Genomic DNA, 20905 nt, shown 5'->3' on the forward strand with positions numbered 1-20905 from the left:
CCGCAGCCGGAAAGGTCCCGTGCGGAGCCCGAAACGGGCACGGCGCGGGGCCGCCCGAGAGCGGCCCCGCTGAGCCCCGCGGCCCCGCCCCGTCCTACGGCTGGGCGGGCGCCAACTCGATGGTGACCTCTTCCGTCACACCGTTCACGGTGACGCCGAGGTCGACGGTGGCCGGCGCCAGCGCGCTGAACTCGCCCGTCGCAGGGTCGAACGCGGCGGCGTGACTGTTGCCGGCGTCCTCGGGCGGCCCGATGTACACGTCGTCGGAGCCGGACCAGTCCGCGCTCACCGGGTAGTCCACCGGCACCTCGACGCCGTCGTTGTCCAGCGTCGCGGTGATGCCGACCTCGTCACCCACGTCCACCGAGGCGGGCGCGTCCATCTCCAGCTTGTCCACGTGGGGGCGCAGCTCGGTCGCCACCCAGTCCTCCGAGGCCGCTCCGCCGGTGTCGAGCCCCCACAGCGACCAGCCGGTGAAGCCGCCCTCCGCGGGGCCGGTCGAGGCGTCCTTGCCGACGTTGCCGTTGACGACGTACGGCACCCCGTCCACCCGGTTGGCGTGGAACAGGCCCGCGTGCGCGCCGATGAACGCCGCGCCCTTGCCGGTCTCCGCCTGGAACCCGGCCAGCCAGTTCTCGACGGTGGCCGCCTCCTTGCGGTCACCCAGCTCGCTCGCCTTGGTGGGCAGCGGGTCGCGGAGGGGCACGTGCTGGGCCACCACGACCGACGTCACGGAGGGGTCCTCGGCCGCGTCGTCGAGCTGTTCGCGCAGCAGCGGCAGCTGCGACCAGTCACTGGACTGGTAGGAGAGCCGGGCCGTGTCCAGGAGGATGAACCTGGTGCCGTGGTGGTCGACGACGTACTGGGTGTCCTCGAACTCCTTGCGGAAGTTGTTCAGCGTGCCCTCGGACACCTCGTGGTTGCCCGGCACGTAGTAGAAGGGCAGTTCGTCCTCCAGCTCCTCGTCGAGGATGCGCCGGGCCAGATCGAAGTCCTCGGGGGCGGCCTCGTCGACGAAGTCGCCGTTGATGATGAGGAACTCGGCGTCGCTGTCGCGGATCTCGCGGAGCGCGCGCCGTGTGTTGGCGACGATCTCGCTGTCGGGCTCGCGGGCGACGAACTGTGCGTCGGAGAGGACGGCGAACCGCCAGTCCTGGTCGGCGACGGCCTCGCCGGGCGCCACCACCGAGTCGGCGACCGTTTCGCTGGGCGGGTCGTCCACCGAGGGCGGCACCATGGCGGTCAGCTCGTCGATGACCACTTCGCCGTGGTAGCTCGCGTCCGGTTCGGTCTCGGCGAAGTAGAAGCGGTCGACGGACAGCGGGTACTGCGTGCCCGGCGGCACCTCGAAGACCAGCTCCTGCCAGCCCGGCTCGTCCAGGTATCCGGCGCGCAGCGCGGGCAGCAGCTGCCCGGCGCCGTCCCAGAGCTGCAGGCTGGCCCACTCCCCGTCGCCTTGGGCGTGCACCCAGGCGCGCAGTTCCTGCGGCTGCCCGGGGATCTCCAGTTCCCCGTCGGGCGGCAGGATGCCCCCGCTGCGGGTCGCGGCCGAGTCGGTGAAGTCGTAGGTGACCTCCACCGCGTCACCCTCCCGGCCGTCGACCACCGCGGTGTCCCCTTCGGCGCGCTCACCGAAGAAGGTCCAGTCGGCGGCGTCCGCGAAGTCGGCGACGACGACCTCGTCCAGGCCGACGGTGACGGGGAAGGCCGTCTCGGCGCCGTCGACCTCGACGGTGGCGACCGCGGACCCGCTGTCGGTGGCGGCCTGGACCTCGAACCGCCCGTCCTCGGTCGCCGACACCTGCGCGACGCTGCCGTCGACGGTCACCTCGACGTCGTCCGGTTCGATCGGCGCGGCGAAGCCGTCGGCGTCGTAGCCGGTCACCTCGATCACCGTCGACGCCTCGGCGTCGGCGAGCCCGACCCGTTCGGGCGTGGTCTCGATCCGGGCGAGGTCGCCCAGCACGGTCAGCTCGGTGTCTCCGCTCGCGCTCCGCTCGCTGGCGGTGACGGTGGCGGTCCCGGACGCGTGGCCGGTGAACACGCCGTCGCGGTCGACCGTGCCGGTCCGCTGGTCGTCGGAGCGCCAGTGCGGGTCGGCGTCGGCCGGTGCGTAGGTCTCGTCGTGGCCGGCCGCGGTCAGCGTCCGGGTCAGGCCGGGGAACACCCGGTCGGGCCGGCTGGGTTTGACGTAGCCGCCCTCGACGACGGATTCGGGCTGGATGTGGGTCTCCACCCAGAAGCCGTCGAGGTCACCGCTGCCTTCGGGGGCGAACAGGCCGAGCCCGTTGGGCACGTCGCGCTCCTCGCCTTCGGAGGGGCGGCTCTCGACCCGCACCTGGTCCGCGCCGGGGGTCCGCGCCACCATGGTGGCCGAGCCGCCGCCGTCGAGGTTGAGCGCGGTGTGCGCACCGGCCTCGACCATCATCTCGCCCAACTCGTCGAGGCCGACGCCCTCGGCGAAGGACGGCTGGCGGCCGTCCACGTTGAGCAGGAACATCTCCGAGCCGTCCTCGGAGAACCCGAGGGCCATGCGCGGGGCGCCGGGGATGTTGTCGTGTTCCTCGGCATCCTGGACCTCGCCGTCGACGACGAGCATCTGGCGGCCGTTCAGCGCGGCGTGCAACTCCTGGTCCTCGCTGCCGCGGGCGTCGTAGTCGATGCTGACCGCGTCGCCCTCGGCCAGGTCGGACAGGGCGTCGGCGCCGCCCTCGCGGCCCACCAGGACGAAGGCGTCGTCGGCGATCTCGCCTTCGCGCGGTTCCTCCACGATCTCGGTGACGACGCCGTCGGTGACCACGACCTCCAGCGTGCTGGCCGCGCCGTCGGTCGCCCGGCACCGGCAGTAGTCCCCCCACAGCGGGGTGAACGCGGCGATCTCACCGATGTCCAGGGACGGTTTGTTGATCGCGCCCAGCAGGGGAGTGTCCCCGTCGGGCAGCTCGATGGTGCCCTCGAAGAACACCTCGCCGATGGAGCCGAGCCCGTCGGGGGTGAAGACCGCGGCGGACTCGCGGTATTCGTTGGTGATCGGGGACTGGACCAGCTCGCCGTCTTGCACGGCCACGCCCTCGGGAGCCCCGGAGGCGTTGATGTCGAAGAAGTCGCCGTTCACCGCGGCGACCGCTTCGGCCCGGTCCGCCTGCTCGCTCAACGGTTCCCGGTCGGCGACCTGGCCGGGAAAGAGGTAGTCGACGCTGACGCCGCCGGTGAGGTCGGTGGTCAGCAGGTCGGCCTGCAACCACGTGGGGTCGCCGGAGTAGCCGTCCGGGCCGTAGGCCTCGACCGAGTCCAGCGTGACGCCGGGGGCGACCGGGCGTTCGGAGCTGTACGTCTCCAACCGCGGGTCGGGGTCGTCGGCTTGAACGACCGAGCCGGGTACGGGGATCTCGACGGGCTCACTGAACGCGGTGTGTTCGCGCGGATCTTCGTTGTCGGCGGGGTTGGCACTGGCGATCGGGGTGAGGGTGAGCGTGAGGACCAGCGCGGACCCTGCGGCCGCGGTGGCTGTTGTGCGGGAGCGGATCGACCACCGGCGAGTCATGGGGAAGCCTCCGAGCGGGGGGATAGTGGGGGGAGCACTATGCGTAAATTTTTACCATCCCGCGGCTGCCCTGTGTAGGAAGGGAACGGGCCCGGAGGTTCCCGCCCTTCCGGGGCAGTTCCGTGTATGGAGGAAATGGACCTGCGAGAACGCCCCACGGTCAGCAATGTCGGAACGGCTCCGGACAGCTTCCCGGTATCCAGGTTTCACCCGATCGCCGACCGTTTGTTATGCGGGGTTCGACGGAACAGGGCGGTGACGGTGTGGCGCGCGACCATGAACGCTGAGTGACCGGACGTAGGCGCGGTCCACACGCCGATCAACCCTCTTGCCCGGCCTCGGCACCGGTGAGCGGCGAAGGCCTCCCGGGCTGGTGGGTCCTGCGCGACGGGCTGAGGATACTGTGGGTGCACGGACCCCCCGGGGGGAATGTCCTGGGAAAACGGGGGTCGGAGACCTTCCCTGGACAGTAGAGGTCGGAGCAGCTGAGTCGATGGTGGAAGCACAGCCCCCTGAGTCACGGGCCTGGGCGAGTGAACGGCGCGAGTTCTCGGTACACGTTCGCGAGGAGAGCCTCGACGCGCGTGAAGCCATCGCCGACGTGCGGGAGGCTACCGCTGACGACAGGGAGGCCGTGGCGGACCAGTGGCTGCTCGACCACAACCTGATCGACGAGGCCGGGGCCGCGGAGCGGCAGAAGGAACGGGAGCAGCGCGCCCACCTGCGCAACGCGCGGGAAGCTGAACGTGCACAGGCCGCCGCCGCGCGCGACGAGGAGATGCAGCGCCTGCGCGAGCACGGCGTGATGTCCGACTACCCGCTGGCCGCGCAGTTCGCCGAGCTGGCCACCACCCTGTTCGTGGCCGGTTCGGTCGGTGAGGTGCTCGACCATATGGTCGTGGCCGGGGCGAAGGTGGTCCCTGGGGCCGACGCGGTCAGCGTGACGGTGCGGCGCAAGGGAGAGCACAGTACCCCCGCCCACCACGGGGACTTGGCACTCCAGCTCGACGAGCTCCAGTACGAGCACGGCCAGGGGCCCAGCCTGGACGCCACGGACACGTCGGGGCAGGCGTATGCGGCCTGTGCCGACCTGGCGGCTGACACCCCCTGGCCGACCTTCGCCCCCGCCGCAGTCACGGCCGGGGGCCGGTCGGTGCTGTCGTTGGGCATGTTCCCCGACCCGAGTGCGTCCCTGCCCCGGTTGGCGACACTGAACTTCTACGCGTACCGCCCGGACGCCTTCGCGCACAGTGCGCGGGATACGGGGATGCTCCTGGCCGCCCACGCCAGTGTCGCGCTGGCTTCGAGCAGCGCCCTGTCGAAGGCCAGCCTGCGCGAGGCCCACCTGGAGCAGGCCATGGAGAGCCGCGACGTGATCGGCCAGGCGAAAGGCATCCTGATGGAGCGCCAGAGGCTCACGCCCGATCAGGCCTTCGACAAGTTGCGGGACGCCTCCAACCGGCTCAACCTCAAGCTCGGCGATCTCGCCCGCCACCTGGCGGACACGGGGGAGGCGCCACCGCCGCGGCGGTGAGTCCGCGCCAGCCCGCGAGCCCCGTGGATGCGTGCCGGGCACTAGGTGCGGGTAGGGGCGCCCACAGGCTGCTTATTTCTTGGCTAGGCAGGTAAGTAACCCAGGTCGGGTGCGGTAAGCCCATCCCCGCCCGGCCGCTGCGCCAAGGCGTTCGCTACCGCAAGAAGAACCCTTGGGCGTTCTTGTAAAGGGTCCAACCAGCGGCCCTCTCAGCACGCGGCTGCACAGCAGCCGGACCACAACACGGCCGGGCTGGCGCGCCGCCCGTGGCCGCCACACAGCGCGTGGGCAGGGGCCCCTGCCCACGCGTCCTTCTGTACGGCGATGCCAACGGCGGGGCGTAGCCGCCCGGATCCGGGCCGGGTGGAGTCAACCCACGACCTGCTCGAGCCGGGCCAGCTGGTCGATGTGCGAGGAGAGCGGGTGGAAGATGAGCTCATCGGCGCCGATCGACTCGATCCGCCCGATCATGCGCCGGACCTCGGAGCCGGTCCGCGGGATGGTCTTGCGTATCTCCTGGAGGTCGTAGTCCGGGGCGCCAGCGTAGGAGCTGGCCAGGTAGGCGTCGATCGCATCATCCGACTGGTCTCCGAGGGCGAAGTAGACGCTCTGGACCAGCCGCGGCCGACCCGGACGCCGGTGCTCGCGCCAGGACTCCTCGACCAGCCGGTGCGGCTCTTCAGTGAGCATCTCCTCCGACAGGATGGCGCCCGCATAGCCGTCGGCGAGCCGACCGACCCGGGCCAGCGCCGCTGGCGCGAAGCCACCGAGCAGCAGCTCGGGACCGCCGCTACGGACCGGTGGCGGGCCGATGGACCGGCCGTCCTGCCCCATCGGCTCACCTGCCCAGATGCGTTTCAGCTGTGCGAGCTGTTCGTCGAACCGCTTGCCCCGACCGCGCAGTTCGGCGCCCACCGCGGCGAAGTCGTCGACCATCTCGCCGACGCCGAGCCCGAGGGACAGGCGTCCGCCGGAGAGGGCGTCGATGGTGGCCGCCTGCTTGGCCAGGGTCGCGGTAGTGCGGGTCGGCCCGGCGATCACGACCGACATCAGACGGACCCGCATCGTCACCGCCGCGGCGGCGGCCAGGGTGGCCAGGCTGTCGTAGTCGTGGGACACGATTTGGTCGGTCACCGCGATCGTCCGGAACGGGCCCTCTTCGGCCCGGACCATCCAGTCGATCATGGTCGGGCCGGTCACTCCGGGAACCTCGACCGGCAGGCATATTCCGATGTCCATGGCTGCCCCCAAGGGCGGGCTGGCAATGGCGGTATTTTATCGCCCGGCGTTCCCGGGTACGGGTCGCGGCCGGAGGGCAAGCTCTTGTCCGCAGATCCCCGGCACACACGCAGCCAAAGGGTCCTGCAAGCCTAGCAAGAAGGCAGCGATGAACAGTGACCGGCCCGGGGCCTCTCAGCCCGAGGTGAAGACGTTCCACGTGTCCGGTGGCAGGTCGGGACGGCCGGGGACCGGGTGCCGGTCGCGGCGCCACTCGGGGGCGCACTCGGCGGCTACCCGGGCCCAGAACGCGGCGGCGGCGCGGTTCGTTTCCTGGTAGGCCACCGCCCACTCGCCGGGTGCCGCTGACACCACGGCGCGGGCGAACTGGGTGCCGAGGCCGCCGCGGCGGGCGGGGGCGACGAGGAAGAAGCTGTTCAGGACGCGCACGGGCTGGTCCAGCGCCCGGGTGACGGCGAAACCGATGGGGTGTTCGCCCGCCGTGAGGATCCACGCCTGCCACGCCGGATACTCGGGGCTGAGGGCGTAGTCGAGCCGGTCGGAGCGGTAGGTGCCGTCTGCTGAGGGAAGCGCGGCGTTGAATCCGGACATGTGGTGCCGGAACAGCAACCAGAGGCTTCGCAGAGCGGTGTGGTCTCCGGCGGTCGCGACGCGGGCGACGACGGGCCCGGGCAGGTCCAGGCCGGTATGCAGAAGTGTCATAACCAAAAGACTCGGAGCGCGGCGCGCCCCGAGGTCTGACTGGATTATCCCACTCTTCGGCCCGCACGCCACGCACAGCGATGCGCCTTCAGCATCGCCCCGGGGATGGATTCAGCGGAGGTGTGGGGCAAGTCGTCTCCGCGACCGGGATGTCCCGTTGCCCGCCGGTCCGGTTCAGCTGCCCGGACGCCCTGCGCCGACTGCTAGTAGCTGCCGGTGCTCTGCCAGTACGACCAGGCCGCGCAGGGGGTGCCGTAGTTCTGGTCGATGTAGTTCAGGCCCCAGTCGATCTGCGTCGCCGGGCTTCCCTCGAAGCCGTCGGGCATGTCCCCGTGCCGGGCGGGGTTGAAGCCGACGATCCCGCTTGCGCCGGTGTCCGGGTCGGTCACGTTGTGGTCCCAGGCGGACTGCTGGCTCCAGAGGTTGTCCAGACAGGTCCACTCCTGGCCGCTCCAGTTGAACTCGTTCTCGGCCTGCTGCATCCCGATGTTCTGATTGTCGACGACGTTGGATTCGCCGCTGCCGCCCCACTCGTACTCTTCGGGCTCGTCCGGACGTTCGGCGTCGACCCAGGTCTCGTCACCGCAGCTGGGGCCCTGGACCAGGCACACCATCTGCCGGACCCCTTCGTTGAACTGACTGCTCAGCTCCAGGCGGTAGACGGCCACCATGATCGCCGCGACCAGGAGGGTCACCGCCGCCATCTCGACGAACCCGGCCCCGCGGTCCCGGTCGCTTCGACGTGCGGGCCGGAACCAGCGCAGGGCGTTGTCCCGCCGGTTGGTGACCCGGGGAGGACGGTCACGATCGCCCAAACGGCTGGGTGGCCGGTTGGACGAGGGCCGTCTCGGATCCCCGAGCTCGGGGCGGTGGGGGGTGGTCAACGCCGCCTCCAGGGGTGCCAGGAGTGTCAGTGGGGGAGTTGGTGGGGCTGTGGGGCGTTAGGAGATCGGGATATCTTCGATGGGCTCGAACTCAGGGATCTCAAGGGTGACCTCATCAACGTCTTCCGGAACAGAGAACATTGACCAGTAAGCAACCTTGTCAGCTGGTTGCAGCCTCTCCTTGAAATCAGCGGAAACCATACCGGAGCAAACGCAGTTTCCAGCTCCATCCATAACAGGGTGGAACCTCTGAGACCCATCCGCTGACTCAGCTGTAACGCCTGAGTAAAAGGGTCCGTCATACATGTAGGAGGTGCCCGAAAGCCATGAAATATTCACTGCGTCATCTGTTGAGTTTTCGAGGCTCCAGGTGATGGATACAAGATTTCCACGTTCGTTACGCTCTGCCAAATGAGCTTCTGCTGTTATGCCAGCAGAAACTTCAGCCACTGAGGACGCGGCTCCCAGTGAGTCAAGGCTTCCAGTCTGGGGGGCATTGGACGCAAGGACGCTTGAGGCGGTAGCCAGGGAAAGTGTGGCAGCAAGCGTCGTAAGCCCAAGAGCTCGAAATATTCTGCTCATGTTCTCTCCCTAGACCTCGAACGTGACGCTAACACGGCGATTGCGCTCACGTCCTTCTTCAGTTTCATTATCGGCGATGGGGTCGGCAGACCCGTGTCCTTCAGATTCGAATGTCACACCTTCTCTGGTGACCAGGTCATCCAGCGCTGACTCCACCGATTCAGCGCGATCCTCGGACAGCGGGACATTGACTGAATCGTCTCCGGTGTTGTCGGCGTGGCCATCGATGCTGACGGTTTCACTGGTTACGTCATCGAGTTCTTGAGCGACCTGCTCCAGTACTTCCTCGGCGTCACTGCTCAGGTCAGAGCTGTTGGTTTCGAAAAGGACGTCGGACGAGAGGATGATGCTTACCTCGTCACTTCCCTCCGTGCGACCGGTCTGGTCGTCAAGGTTGTCAGAAATCATTGTGAGATCAATGATCTCGGGATCTGCGAGATTTTCGTTCTCAACGGACTCTGAGGATATACCGATTGGAATGTCGAACATGGGGGGTGTCAGGGGGGTGATGATGGTCATGGATTCAACATCAGCCGGGGGCTCTGGGTACATCACCCAGAGAGTCTCGGTGTCACCACCATCGATACTTCCGTCCAGGGCTTCACAGAAGCAGTCGCCACCACTTTGGTCGTAGCTCACATAGAGTTGTTGGTTGTCGTCATCGATAAGACTGATGTCGCTCGCTGATTGCTCATCCTCTTGTTCTGCGAGTCCCCAGCCGAGCCTGAAGCTTTCGGAAGAGTTATTGGTGATTCCAATTTGCAGCCTTAGAAGATTGTTTTCAAGTCTATCTAAGGCTTGGATGTCGATCTGCAGCTCGGAGCCGAGGTCTGTGGAAGTGGCTATAGAGCTGGCCAAGACCTCAGGTTCATCATCCGATTCATCGGTGGGTTCGTTGTTTTCAGGAGGTTCAGCAGTCTCTTCTGCTGTGTCGTCTGGGGCTTCGTCAGTGGGCGTGACGCAACCAGAGGTGACGAGGAGTAGCGTCGCTGCTGCTGCCCCTAGAGGAAGCATGCTGCGCATTTTCACCTGGGAAGGTGGGGATTTGACTGGCAAGATCTTCCCATTTCTCTGGTTGCTCTGCTTCACAATGAACCTCTAGGAGCGTACTTCTGTAGTTCTTGTCGTTGTTTTACACGGCGTACCCTGAAGTTGTGGCCTCGAGGAAGCCAAATTCATTTTAAGTGAAACTAGGGTCCGTCCGTAACTTCGCTAACAGCATTCCCAATGCTTTGGCTGATCCGCTCGACAAGGCCAAGATTGAACACCGCTACGGCAATAGCTGCCACAAGGATCAGGATGGCTGCATACTCAACAATCCCGGCGCCCTTGTCGTTCTTGCTCCTGGGCAGCAAGAACGAGAAGAGGGTCGCCTGGAACTTCTGCAGATTGCTCACGGGGTAGCTCCTTGGGGGAAGGGGGGTTACACGCCACTTCTCTGTGGTCGATTGTCTGTGAGCCTGGGGTCCGGGCTCACCCTTGGTGCTCGTCGTGAGTCCTGTGAACCCACGAAACTCCACTATCGGATATGAAGCGGTGTGCTAGCCCGGGTCCTGACCGGATGTGGCCATGCCGGTTTGCGTTTCGCATTGTGCCTGGTCACGCAGCTGCTTCTCTGGAGACTCTGGCGAAGTCCCAGGTGAAAGCAGGTAGTCACAGCCATATCCGCGCACGATTGCCGCCGTCCGGGGTCACGATCGGTGTTCAACGAGTCACCATGATTGCACGCAGCCCGGTCGAACGTCACGAGTGGGGTCAAAAGACCAGGCCACCACCGCTTCGCCGTTCTCTTGGGTCGAATTGTTCGGTTCTCGTACGATTCTGTCCCCTGCCGGGAAGCCGTACGTTCAGCAGCGATCACAAGCCCTTGACCTGGTCTGGGCAAGCCGCGCCCTCACCGTGGTCTTACGGGGCGTGGTGTTGACTGCTGTACCCGCCTTTCTCCTACTTGCCTGCTCCACGAAGACCGTGCCGCTGCCGAACCTTCTCTGCTCGGCGGCAGTCCAACCCACCACGAGGTCCCGCCAGCCACCCGCACCGAGTCCCCCGTGCCACAGCCGGCACCGGGTTCACCCCCGGCTCGGATTCCACCCCCGACGTATGTCTACGAACTCAGTCCGACCCCACACAGACCCCACATCGAACCCACCCCGACCCCACACCTACCCATCAGCCCCAGGCCCCCTCTCTCCTCACCGAAGACACCAACCAGGGTCTCCGGGGCTGTCCCGCCGGGGCGCTGCACAGAAAGGTCCGACGCTTGGTCACCACATTGGTTAGCTCTGTTGCCGGGGGGCTGCTCGGCGCTGCCATCGGTTCCTGGCCGCTCATCAGTGTGCGGGCCGGGAACAGGCGGGTCCTCTCCGCAGTCGCAGCGGTTCCCAAACCGGAGAAGCCGCCTACCCCCGGCGAGCTCTCCCCACTGGAACTCGGCTACCTGGTCGATGGCTCCACGCGGATGGGCGAGGTCGCGCTCATGGACCTCTTCCTCTCCGGGCGCATCCGGCGGGAAGCGGAGAGCGGCACCTTCGTCCTCGTGGGGCCCTCAACCCCCTCCACGAGCGAGAAGGACCCGATCCGGCGCCAACTGGTCCAGGCGTTCAAGGGCCGGACCGGGCTGTCCGCCCTGGGGCTGGTGCGGGCCGCGGCCTTTCCCAAGGGGATCGCCTGGGTTCGGGAACAGCTCGCCGAACGCCGTCTGCTCACCCAGTCGCCGGAACTCCCCGAGACGCTGGCCGACCGTCAGGACGCGGGGGTGATCGCGACGGTCCTGACCTTCCTCGGCATCCTCACCACGGTCGCCGGTATCGCACTCGAGGTCCTCCCGGAGGTCGGCGGGTGGGCGCTCTTCGTGCTCTTTCTGGGGATCGTTCTGGCGGTGACGAGCGGGATCGCCTGGTTCCACTACGCGGAGGACGACGGCAAGAACATCTCCACCTTGACGCGGGCCGGCAAGAGTGTGGCGCGCGAGGCGAAGGAGGTGTACGAGCTCCGTGAGGCCGAGGGGCGTGCGATGGACCGGGAGACCGCGTTGCGCTACACGGCGGTGGTGGGGCTTGGCCTGATGGGACGGCAGGTGCCGCCGAGGGCTTTCGGTCAGGACGCTTCCAATGACCCCGCCACGCGGGCGGTCATCCTGTACGGGGAAGGCGACGGCTTGGACGGCCATGATTCGGGCAGCCATTACTCGGGCGGCGACGGCTCGGGGGAGGGATCGGAGCTCTCCGAGTTCGGTTGGGACGCTCTCTGCCGCTTTGCGGGGGCGTGCAACGTGGACGGGGGAGCCGGCGGCGGTGACGGCGGCGGTACCGGTGGCGACGGTGGCGGAGGAGGAGGGGGCGGCGATGGCGGCGGTGGTGGTGGCGGTAGCTGAGCCTGGCCCACGGACAACGTCGCCCGCCGGGAATCCCGCCCGCTGAGATTGCCGCGTGCTGGTAGCCCAGCTGGGCCCGCTCCCAGTTCGCTACGGAGCTGGTGCGGCCGACCGAACGTCGTCGGCCGCACCAGGTGGCCCTCGGAGAAGCCCGATGGGAGTACCGGGCACTCCCCCTTGTGGCCCGGCATGAGATCGGGCTGCCGAGGGCGCTTGAGGAGCGGACCCGGGGCCCCTCCCAGCACCTCGGGTCCGTGCGTCCCCCTCCGCAGTCATTTGTACACCGGGTGCCACCACTGTGGGGCCGTTTCCCGAGAAAGTTCCGGGGTCTTCCAGCAGGGCGGAACGACCAGGTGTTCCGAGGCGGGAAGCCCGACACGCCCGGGCTTCCCGAGCAAGGGTCAGAAGGTACACAGACACCCCTTTTGCCGTTCGGGCAAGGGTGGTCGCCCTGTTTCGGACACCCCTCGCCCTGTGCTTCGGACGGTCGCTAACCCGTCGAAGAACCGCTATGCGGCTCGTGCAAGAACGGCTATGCGCGAGCCGCATCGCGCGTACCGTTCCACACGCCGACCTCGAGCGCGGACCCGCTGCCGGGTTTTGCGAAGGGCCTGCACCACTACGGGGGCGGGACTCCCACCGACCCCTCCACCTGACCGCTGCACCCCGTGCCCCCGGAGTCCCGCCGGTGTGTGTCGGCGCGGTGAAGCTTGGCGGTCGGGACTTCCACCCGCGGCCCGCTGGTGGAAGAGTTCAAGGGGCCCTGCGCACGGGGCGCGCAGCGGTGTCTGCTCGGAAGGGGCGTCATGGAAGCAGAGGCAGAGGTCGGCGAGTGGTTCCTCCGCTTCTTCGCGCCGGAGGAGCTCAACCGGCTCGAACGGATCCCGGTCCGCGTCCCCACCGGCCACGAGTTCGAACTCCTGGGCCTGCTGGGCGCCTGGTACCTGCATGTCCGCAAGCTCGCGGCTGATCTTCCGCTCCCCGACACGGACCCGACCGCCTGGGGCATCCAGGACGTGATCGCCGCGCTCTTCCTGCGCGACTTCGTCGAACGGGGGCTCGACGAACTCGGGACGGAGCGCACGGCTGGCGTGGACGCCGCGGTCGCCGACGTGGACGAGCGGTTCCGCGCCCTCACCGAAGAGGACGGGGACGGGCGCCTGGCCCTGGCCGATCCCGACGCCGCCGGGCACGCGGACTGGTGGTGGCGCCGGATCCCGGTCAGCGGTCCCGCCCGCCGAGAGCTCGACACGATCGTCGCCCAGGAGAGCACCGGACCCGCGCACAAGGCGGGAACGCCCCCGAAAAGCGAGCGGGGCTGATCGGATTACCGGTCGAAATGGTCGGTGACCTGGCGGAATATCAAGTAGCTCGAACTACTTGGAAGCTACGGAGATCCACCCAGTAGGATTGCATACCACACAAATTTCCTCTCTTCGCCTGTGATGAGGTATTTGCTCTCCGTATCCGCACTTCAGTGCCGCATCTATGGCTACTGGCCAGTTTCGGCCATCGCGGGGCATTGCTCACAGTGGGTGCCTGACTACTAATCTTCTGTGGTCCCTCTGTCCCCCTGTGAGCGGATCTCTCACGTGTTGCGCCGTATTCATGACTCCGACCGCGGAGCCTCCCTTGTGGAATACGCCGCCGTCATTGTGCTGGTGGCAGCGGTCGCAGCGTCCTTGTTCCTGGTTGGTCTGCCCCGACTCATCAGCGATGGTGTTGGTGATGCCGTTGGCGATGCCCTCGGGGCAGGTGAATCCATTTCCGAAGACGCTCCCGGGGCGGAACCAGGAGGCTCGGGAACCCTGGAAGAAGAGCCAGGTGAGGAACCCGGCGAAGTTGGCTCTGCCGATCAGGGGTCACAAGATTCGACTGAACCGGGAGATCCGATCGATGTCGACCCCGCGCCTTACGATCCGGAGGAGCACGAAGGAACCGTCGGCACTGCCTTCTTCGATGGTGACACTGATTATGTAACTCAAGAAGCCTGGTCCCTTGCTGACGAGTGGGAGCGTCATAAAGATCGCGGATTCTGGGGAATTGGGATTGACGAAGACGGTCGCCTGGAATGCGGTGTCTGGGCTTTCGTGCAATGTACTGCTTACAACGGGGTTGCGCAGGGGATAGGTGAGGCGGCTGACTCCCTGGAGGAGTTGGGGTGTCATCTGCACTTTTGCGGTAGCGAGAGGTTCGCTGAGTCTTGGTCAGATACGTGGGAGGGGGCCACGAACCTCTGGAATGATCCCATGGGAACCCTTGGGGGAATGTGGGGATCCCTGACTGACCCGTTCGTAGAGAACTTTGAGGAGCATGGCTTCTTTGGCGGGTTGGGTCACAATCTTGGCTACGGGGCGACGATGTTCGGAGGCGCATATCTGAAGCCCCTCCGGCTCTTGGGGGACAGCGGCCGGTCCTCCCAGGGGAACAACGATGACCGCAGAGGCAGGGATGACTGTCATAACAGCTTCGTCCCCGGCACCCTTGTCCTCCTAGCCGACGGAACCGCGAAGCCCATCGAGCTCGTGGCTGTGGGAGACCGTGTTCTCGCGCACGACCTCGAAACCGGGAAAGAGGGCGAGCGCGAGGTCACCCATCTGATATCTGGTGGCGGAGAGAAGACCTTGGTGGAGGTGGAGGTCGACGATGGCTCGGGGGAGCCGGGCACTGTGACAGCCACGGACAACCACCCATTCTGGGTCCCGGACCAGGGTTGGACGGACGCGATCGACCTGGAGCCAGGGAGTTGGCTGCAGACTTCATCCGGCGTTTGGATGCAGGTCAGCGCAGTTGACGTGCAAGCAAGGCTACATCAGCCCGTCCATAACATTACTGTCCAGGACCTGCAAACGTACTATGTGTTGGCAGGAGAAACTCCTGTACTTGTCCATAACTCTGGGGACTGTGACTGGTCACCGCACCACGAGAATGCCGGGGACCTCGCCAGCAAATATAGTGAGGGACAGTCGACTCGAGATCCAGCTTCGCAATGGTATCATGAAGAACTTAGTAATGATGAACTTCTGGATTCAATTAATAATGCCGCAGAAGGCGATGGGATCGCTGTCTCGCCTGGGGGGACTATTCTTGGCGGGCACCACCGATGGGATGAGCTTCAAGCAAGAATCGACGATGGGCGCATAGATCCCAATACATCAATTCGAATAGATGTCTTCGGTGAGGACTGATGCTCTCGTGAGTGCCATTTACTTCAATGGTCCTGATTTTCGTATATGTGAAATAGATTTTGAAACATTGATCGCAATCCAATTGGAGGCTGAAGAGAAAGGCTGGGCCACTCGATGGACATCGGTACACGAACTGCGTGGACAGGTCAAGGAAAAGCCTGTTTTGCTTCAGTCGCTGATGCGCGAAGAGCGTGGAGGTGTAGTGCGGGCATACCGCTGCCTGATGTTGTTCTCTGCCTTGGATAGCAAAAATTCTGGAGGTGTTGTCACGATCGACCTAACTCCAGAAAGATTCGAATCGCTAGAACGAATCGATGAGGACCCGGAAGTTCGCAGTCTTCTCGCCCGCTTGTTTTCACTCGCAATGGGAGGAATATCAATGGTATCGAAAAAATAAGATTCACGCCAATTTCCAAAAGTTTCGATCGGATTCAGTGTTGAGATTGTAAATTAATTCGCGCATAAGATTATTCGGATTTTCCAGATGGCCTTTTTGGTATAGTAAAAATGAAGATTTAAGTGAATTTTTCGAAGAAGCTTCCGCTTTCGATTCGTGCGCAGCGGGTGTTGCTGTGGATCATGGCCACGATGATGTGCGGGAACGCTATATGGTCGATGGTGCTGGCCGGAGGTGGGGCCTTCGGGATCGGTTATGCGATGCCGTATTTCCTGTTGGGCGCCCTGATAACCGTGCTGGCCATCCAGATCAAATCCGGGGCCAAATGGGTCCAGGTTGTCATGATCGTGCTGTACAGCGTGATGATTCTCTTGCAGGTCGGCCGCATGTTCAACGGTGATCCCTGGGGATTGATCGGCCTGTTCTTCCCGATCTACGGGCTGGTCCTGGCCCTGCGCGCCACCGCGCGTGAGTTCTTCTCCAGGCGCGGTTCTGGCCCCCAGCGCGGTTACGCAGCCTACTGACAATCCGGTTCGGGCGTCGGTATGACCCTGTATGAGGCCAACGCTGGCCCCACGAACCCCTCATCCTCCATGGCAAGGCAGTGATGTCCGAACAGCCTCACATTCCCCCGCCTCCGAACTCCCTTCCCCCGGGCACGAACTCCTCGGCCCGTCGGCCGCCAGGCCCTCTTCCACATGGCCCGCAGCAGCAGGGTGCTAGGCCACAGGAGTCCCTACCAAGGGGGCCGCACGCTCCAGGATTCGGAGCTCCGCCGCGCCCGGACGCGCCCAGGATGCCCATCCAACTCCGGATCCAGCGGGTGATGCTCTTCCTCATGCCTGCGTGGACCGTCCTGATGCTCCCCAGCCTGATCAATTGGGACAACGTCCACCTCTTCGGGGCGTGGGACGCGCTCCTCGCGATCTGGCTCATGGTTCCCGGTGCGGCAGCTCTCACCTGCGGACTGTTGTTGCGCAAGGGCGGCCGGGCGGTGCTCTACGCGATCGCTGGGCTGTGCGTCGCGATCGTGGCGCTGAACTTCTGGTTCTTCGGGTTCGGTGGACCGCCGGTACTGCAGGCCATCCCGTTCACCGTGCTGACCGCGGTTCCGCTCTTCTACCCCTCGTCCTGGCGGTATGCCAGAGCGACCCCCACTTCTCCATCCTGAGGAAACGCGTTGTCCTACGAACAGAACCCCCAGAACCCGGAAGACCACGGTCAGTATCCCCAGCCATGGGGCTACCAGTACCAGCAGCCGCAGGGGCAGTTCCACCCCCAGCAGCAGTTCCACCCTCAGGCGCCGTACCCGCACCAGGGTTACGACCAGCCGAGTGCACTGCCGCCAGGCCTGTACGGCGAGAAACCCCCGCGCTCGGTGCGGGTTCAGCGGGTGCTCTTGTGGATCTTCGCCGTCTTCACGCTGTTGAGCGCCCTGGTGCGCTTCTACTCGGTCGGGGGAGGGCCGTATGGGGTCGGCTACGCCTTGGCGCATTTCGCCACGGGGACTTTCCTGATCGTGCTCGCCGTCCAGTGCAAGCCGGGGGCGCGCTGGGTGCGGATCAGCATGATCGTGCTGTACAGCCTGATGATGCTCATGCAGTTCGCCAACTTCACCGGCGGCAACCCGTTCGGGATCATCGGGTTCTTCATCGTCCTCTTCGCCCTGATCCTCGCCTGCCGCGCCAGCGCGCGGGACTACTTCCGGAAGGTCCCCGTGCCTCCCGGTTACGGTCCGCAACCAGGCTATGGGCCGCCTCAGAGGTATTGAGACAGGGCGCGAACCCCGACTCTGCCGCTCCCGCTAGTGGTAGCGTCGGATATGTGACTCAGGTCACACTCCTTGAGCCGCTCCGGTCGACCCAAATTCGGCCGTGCCGACCCCGCTGGCCCATCCCGTCCTCATCAGTGACCCGGGAGCTGTGATTCTCATGGCCATCGACTACCAGCCAGCGGCGTTCCAGTCGCAGGGAGCGACCTTACGGGGGCGTCTCTACCGAGCCAAGGAATCCGATGACCACCCGGCGGTGGTCATGAGCCACGGGTTCACGGCGACGATCCCCATGGTCATGGACCGCTACGCCGAAGCGCTGTGCGATGCCGGGTTCACGGTCCTGGCCTACGACCACCGCAACTTCGGCTCCAGCGACGGGGAACCGCGTCAGCAGGCCAATCCGTGGCTCCAGGCAGCCGGCTACCGGGACGCGATGGACTACCTCGAAGCCAGCAGCCTCGGGCCGTCCGGTCCGATCGCGCTGTGGGGCGACAGCCTGAGCGCCGACGCCGCCCTGGTGGTGGCGGCCGCGGACGACCGGGTCAGCGCCGTGGTCGGCCAGGCCCCCGCCTTCGGTGAGAGCGGTGTGCCCGACGATCCGGACGGTGCGATCTTCCTGAAGATCAAGCGGCGTCTCCTGGACGGGGACGTGCTGGCGGCTCCCGAGGATGCGGTCGGCCCGCTGCCGGTGGTGTCGGCTGACCCCCAGTCCCCGTCTTTCCTCCCGCAGATCCAGGCGTACCGCTGGTTCGTCGACTTCGGCGGCCGGTTCGGCAGCGGCTGGCAGAACCAGGCCACGTTCGCCGTCCCCGCCGAGGCACCACCGTTCCACGCCGGGCTGGCGGCTCCGCAGGTAGCCTGCCCGGTCCTCCTGATCGTGGCGCCCGACGACGAGATCAATGAGGCGAACCCGGCGGTCACGCGACAGGTGTACGACTCGCTGGTCGCACCCAAGGAGTGGGTCGACACCGACGGTGGCCACTTCGGGCTGCTGTATCCGGAGAGCCGCCTCTTCAAAGAGGCCGTCGCGGCCCAGACCGATTTCCTGCACCGCAAGCTGCAGCGATCGCCTTAGGCGGCCAAGAGGCACCTTGGGTGACGCTGTGTACTTGCAGAACCGGACCGGATGATGTGGGCCCGTGGTGAATCCGTATGGGTTGCTATCGCGAGCACCAGTAGGGGCTTCGGCTCACTCCCTGAAACAACGGTGTCGCCACCGACTCCACCTTCCGAACCCCTTACCCCTCGAGCGATACCGCGTTCACGACCGCTTCGATCAGCTGGCCCAGGCCCGGCTCCTCCACGGGGATGTGTCCCGCCCCTTCGAGCATCACCAGCCGTTTGGGACCCGCCAACCGCTCGTAGAACGGCAGGCTGACCTCCACGGGCGTCCACCGGTCCTCGGCGGGGTGGGCCAGGACGACCGGAACGTTCGCCTGCTCGGGTTCCACGGGCGGGCTGTACTCCAGATAACTGCGCAGGAAACCCAGCGGCATGCTGTTGCCCCCGCCCAGGCGGTCGCGGAGCACCAGTTCGGTCAGCTCCGGGCGGTTGCTGATCGCCCGCATATTGGTCAACCAGCGCATCGGCACGGCAACCCCCGCGAGGGGCCCGGCGACCACTCGGGTCAGCGGAAGCGCCAGGTTACCCAGTAGGGGGTGGTGTGAGATGACGCGACGGGCCGCCGGATCACCGGGGTCCAGCAGGCAGGTCGCCACGACGGCGTCGGCGGCACCGGTACGGGTGGCGGTGTCGTAGGCCAGCATCCCGCCCACGCTGGCACCGACGAGAAGCAGCGTGCCGTCGTGGGACTCGCGTTCGCGGAGGACCAGGTCTGTGGCGGCGGCGACCCAGTCGGGGTAGCGCACCGCCGCACGGCGGCGCACGATGGTGCGCCCGTAACCGGGCAGGTCGGGGACCACGCACTGCGCCCCGCGCTGGGCGAGGAGCTCGGCGTAGGGCCGCAGGAGCCCGGCATGGCCCCCCGCGCCGTGGAGGAACACGGCACGCACCGGCGCGTCGGGTTCGCCCACCCGTTCCACGTGCACGACTTCGTTTGCGCGGCGCCACCAGGTGGACTCGCACCGGGGCAGGGGCACCGGACGCAGTGCCTCGGGGAGATGGGCGGTGTAAGAATGGGTCATGCCACGATCCTCTGTGCCGTGGCCAGCCCTGACAACTCGCATTGGACGCGTCATCGATACGCCCAGGAAACTGCCCCACCAGCAGCGCTCGAGGGAGACCGTCGACGTGCTCCTGGAAGCGGCTGCTCAGGTTTTCGAGGCCGAAGGGCTGGACGCCACCACGAACCGGATCGCTGAAAGGGCCGGGTACTCGGTGGGCACCCTCTACCAGTACTTCCCGAACAAGAGGGCACTGCTGTACGTGCTGGCGGAGCGGCACCTGGACGAAGCCGAGGCGAGGCTGACCGCCCTGTTCGCGAGGCTGGCGGAATCGCAGGCCGACTGGGAGCACACGGTGCGCGCGTTCGCGGAAGAGGTGGTGCTGCTGCACCAGGACCGGCCCGTGCTGCACGAGGTGATGCACGCACACGCACCGCGCGTCCCAGAGGGTGTGCGCCGACTCCAGGAGCTGCACCGGACCGTCGCCGAAGGGCTGACCGCGCACCTGCGCAGGTGCGGGCGAGGCGGATCGGACCCGGAGCGCACGGCCGCCTTGCTGGTGCACACCGCCGACGCGCAACTGCACGGGGTGCTGCTCGGGAAGGACGACGCTGCTGAAGCGCTCACGCGGTCGCTGTTGGCTCTGGCCTGAGCAGCGCACGGATGGACGGTCCACGCACGGGGGCCGGGGCTGAGCCGCTAACTTGACCTGGTGGACATCCGTAGCGCTATCGAGACTCGTCGCCAGATCGCCCAAAGAGGGCTCGACCCCGCAACTCAAGAAGCCTTTGGGCAGCACTTCACGCCCTCTGTCACGGGTGACCTCCTGACCGGGATGCTGCGTCTGGATGCTGTGAGCGGGACGGTTCGTGTTCTCGACCCGGGGGCGGGGACGGGTTCCCTCACCGCTGCTGTGGTTCACCGATTGCGTACTGAGCGGCCTGAACTCTCAGTCCACGTCACCGCGGTCGAGGTAGACCCGGACTTGGCTCCGCACCTGGCCGAGTCCCTGGCTGAATGTGAGCGGTATGGGCAAGTGGAGACTGAGCTGGTTCAGGGAGACTTCCTCACCGCCAGCGACTCCCGGATGCGCGGACCGTTCGACCTGGTGATTGCCAATCCGCCGTACGGCAAACTCGCCCGGAAAAGCGAGGAGCGTAAGAGCAGTGCTCGCCGATCCGTGGACACCCGAACCGCTACGCCGCGTTCTGGGCCGACAGTGTGCAAGCCCTGGCAGATGGCGGGCAAGCGGTAGTCATCGTGCCCCGGTCCTGGGCCAACGGCGTCTACTTCACGTCTTTTCGCCAGTGGCTGCTCGCACAGGTCAGCCTTGACAGCCTGTTGGTTTTCGAGAATCGCGCTAGTGTATTCGCAGATTCGGGGGTGCGGCAGGAGAATGTCGTTGTTGCCGTGACCAAGGGGGCGCAGGGCCCTGCTGCAATACCGTTGTTTTAGGTTGTTGTCGCTGGTCGGGGCACACCACCCGGGCTGGCCCTTGGTCTGGCGTTCGCGATCACGCTCACCCGCGAGATACTCAAGAACGTGACGAACGCGGCTGACCGTGC

20 protein-coding genes are annotated in these 20905 nt (G+C 66.0%); 12 read left to right on the forward strand and 8 right to left on the reverse strand.

Annotated features, from left to right (window positions below; translation table 11 throughout):
* Nucleotides 1-94: 94 nt before the first annotated feature.
* The gene (locus ACYVDG_RS13095) at nt 95-3544 is read right to left on the reverse strand and encodes a phosphodiester glycosidase family protein (RefSeq protein WP_460750536.1); all 3450 of its coding nucleotides are present in this window, start codon (nt 3542-3544) and stop codon (nt 95-97) included.
* 493 nt (nt 3545-4037) lie between these two features.
* Here ACYVDG_RS13095 and ACYVDG_RS13100 point away from each other — a divergent pair, with 493 nt between their 5' ends.
* Nucleotides 4038-5078, forward strand: coding sequence for an ANTAR domain-containing protein (locus ACYVDG_RS13100; RefSeq protein ID WP_460750539.1), 1041 nt, complete (start codon nt 4038-4040; stop codon nt 5076-5078).
* 369 nt (nt 5079-5447) lie between these two features.
* On the opposite strand, the gene ACYVDG_RS13105 is transcribed toward ACYVDG_RS13100, so the two are convergent.
* From ACYVDG_RS13105 to ACYVDG_RS13130, 6 genes are all read right to left on the reverse strand, one after another.
* Entirely contained in the window at nt 5448-6317 is an 870-nt protein-coding gene (locus ACYVDG_RS13105) for an LLM class flavin-dependent oxidoreductase (protein WP_460750542.1), read from the reverse strand.
* A gap of 174 nt (nt 6318-6491) precedes the next feature.
* Nucleotides 6492-7019, reverse strand: coding sequence for a GNAT family N-acetyltransferase (locus ACYVDG_RS13110; protein ID WP_460750545.1), 528 nt, complete (start codon nt 7017-7019; stop codon nt 6492-6494).
* A 203-nt stretch (nt 7020-7222) separates the two neighbouring features.
* Nucleotides 7223-7903, reverse strand: coding sequence for an aggregation-promoting factor C-terminal-like domain-containing protein (locus ACYVDG_RS13115; protein ID WP_460750548.1), 681 nt, complete (start codon nt 7901-7903; stop codon nt 7223-7225).
* Nucleotides 7904-7960: 57 nt separating this feature from the next.
* A complete protein-coding gene (locus tag ACYVDG_RS13120) occupies nt 7961-8485 on the reverse strand; it encodes a hypothetical protein (protein WP_460750552.1) in 525 nt (174 codons plus the stop codon).
* 9 nt (nt 8486-8494) lie between these two features.
* Entirely contained in the window at nt 8495-9574 is a 1080-nt protein-coding gene (locus ACYVDG_RS13125; RefSeq protein ID WP_460750557.1) for an OmpA family protein, read from the reverse strand.
* Between the two features lie 101 nt (nt 9575-9675).
* Nucleotides 9676-9882 carry a hypothetical protein gene (locus ACYVDG_RS13130; protein WP_460750560.1) on the reverse strand — a complete coding sequence of 69 codons (207 nt, stop codon included), beginning with the start codon at nt 9880-9882 and terminating at the stop codon, nt 9676-9678.
* 863 nt (nt 9883-10745) lie between these two features.
* Here ACYVDG_RS13130 and ACYVDG_RS13135 point away from each other — a divergent pair.
* The 8 genes from ACYVDG_RS13135 to ACYVDG_RS13170 all read left to right on the forward strand — a co-directional run bounded on the left by ACYVDG_RS13135 (nt 10746) and on the right by ACYVDG_RS13170 (nt 18292).
* Nucleotides 10746-11858, forward strand: coding sequence for a TIGR04222 domain-containing membrane protein (locus tag ACYVDG_RS13135; RefSeq protein ID WP_460750564.1), 1113 nt, complete (start codon nt 10746-10748; stop codon nt 11856-11858).
* A gap of 806 nt (nt 11859-12664) precedes the next feature.
* Nucleotides 12665-13180, forward strand: a complete 516-nt coding sequence (locus ACYVDG_RS13140; RefSeq protein ID WP_460750571.1) for a hypothetical protein — start codon at nt 12665-12667, stop codon at nt 13178-13180.
* A 312-nt stretch (nt 13181-13492) separates the two neighbouring features.
* Complete coding sequence (locus ACYVDG_RS13145) at nt 13493-15046, forward strand: polymorphic toxin-type HINT domain-containing protein (RefSeq protein ID WP_460750575.1); 1554 nt, start codon at nt 13493-13495, stop codon at nt 15044-15046.
* A gap of 7 nt (nt 15047-15053) precedes the next feature.
* Nucleotides 15054-15443 carry a hypothetical protein gene (locus ACYVDG_RS13150; protein WP_460750578.1) on the forward strand — a complete coding sequence of 130 codons (390 nt, stop codon included), beginning with the start codon at nt 15054-15056 and terminating at the stop codon, nt 15441-15443.
* Nucleotides 15444-15565: 122 nt separating this feature from the next.
* Nucleotides 15566-15967 carry a hypothetical protein gene (locus ACYVDG_RS13155; RefSeq protein WP_460750581.1) on the forward strand — a complete coding sequence of 134 codons (402 nt, stop codon included), beginning with the start codon at nt 15566-15568 and terminating at the stop codon, nt 15965-15967.
* Between the two features lie 272 nt (nt 15968-16239).
* Complete coding sequence (locus tag ACYVDG_RS13160; protein WP_460750582.1) at nt 16240-16614, forward strand: hypothetical protein; 375 nt, start codon at nt 16240-16242, stop codon at nt 16612-16614.
* Nucleotides 16615-16623: 9 nt separating this feature from the next.
* A complete protein-coding gene (locus tag ACYVDG_RS13165) occupies nt 16624-17214 on the forward strand; it encodes a hypothetical protein (RefSeq protein WP_460750585.1) in 591 nt (196 codons plus the stop codon).
* Between the two features lie 103 nt (nt 17215-17317).
* A complete protein-coding gene (locus ACYVDG_RS13170; RefSeq protein WP_460750588.1) occupies nt 17318-18292 on the forward strand; it encodes an alpha/beta hydrolase in 975 nt (324 codons plus the stop codon).
* A 163-nt stretch (nt 18293-18455) separates the two neighbouring features.
* Here ACYVDG_RS13170 and ACYVDG_RS13175 read toward each other — a convergent pair whose 3' ends face one another.
* Entirely contained in the window at nt 18456-19361 is a 906-nt protein-coding gene (locus ACYVDG_RS13175; RefSeq protein ID WP_460750591.1) for an alpha/beta hydrolase, read from the reverse strand.
* Here ACYVDG_RS13175 and ACYVDG_RS13180 point away from each other — a divergent pair.
* From ACYVDG_RS13180 to ACYVDG_RS13190, 3 genes are read left to right on the forward strand one after another with little or no spacing between them, the layout of a single operon-like run.
* The gene (locus tag ACYVDG_RS13180) at nt 19360-19992 is read left to right on the forward strand and encodes a TetR/AcrR family transcriptional regulator (RefSeq protein ID WP_460750597.1); all 633 of its coding nucleotides are present in this window, start codon (nt 19360-19362) and stop codon (nt 19990-19992) included. The two genes, ACYVDG_RS13175 and ACYVDG_RS13180, sit on opposite strands and share 2 nt — an antisense overlap.
* A 60-nt stretch (nt 19993-20052) precedes the next feature.
* Nucleotides 20053-20595 (forward strand): N-6 DNA methylase, encoded by a 543-nt coding sequence (locus ACYVDG_RS13185; protein ID WP_460750602.1) that lies wholly within the window; start codon nt 20053-20055, stop codon nt 20593-20595.
* Nucleotides 20562-20795: a hypothetical protein gene (locus ACYVDG_RS13190; protein WP_460750605.1), complete on the forward strand. Its 234-nt coding sequence runs from the start codon at nt 20562-20564 to the stop codon at nt 20793-20795. The genes ACYVDG_RS13185 and ACYVDG_RS13190 overlap by 34 nt, the downstream gene beginning before the upstream one ends.
* Nucleotides 20796-20905: the final 110 nt, after the last annotated feature.

The organism is Nocardiopsis oceani (genome assembly GCF_054777395.1).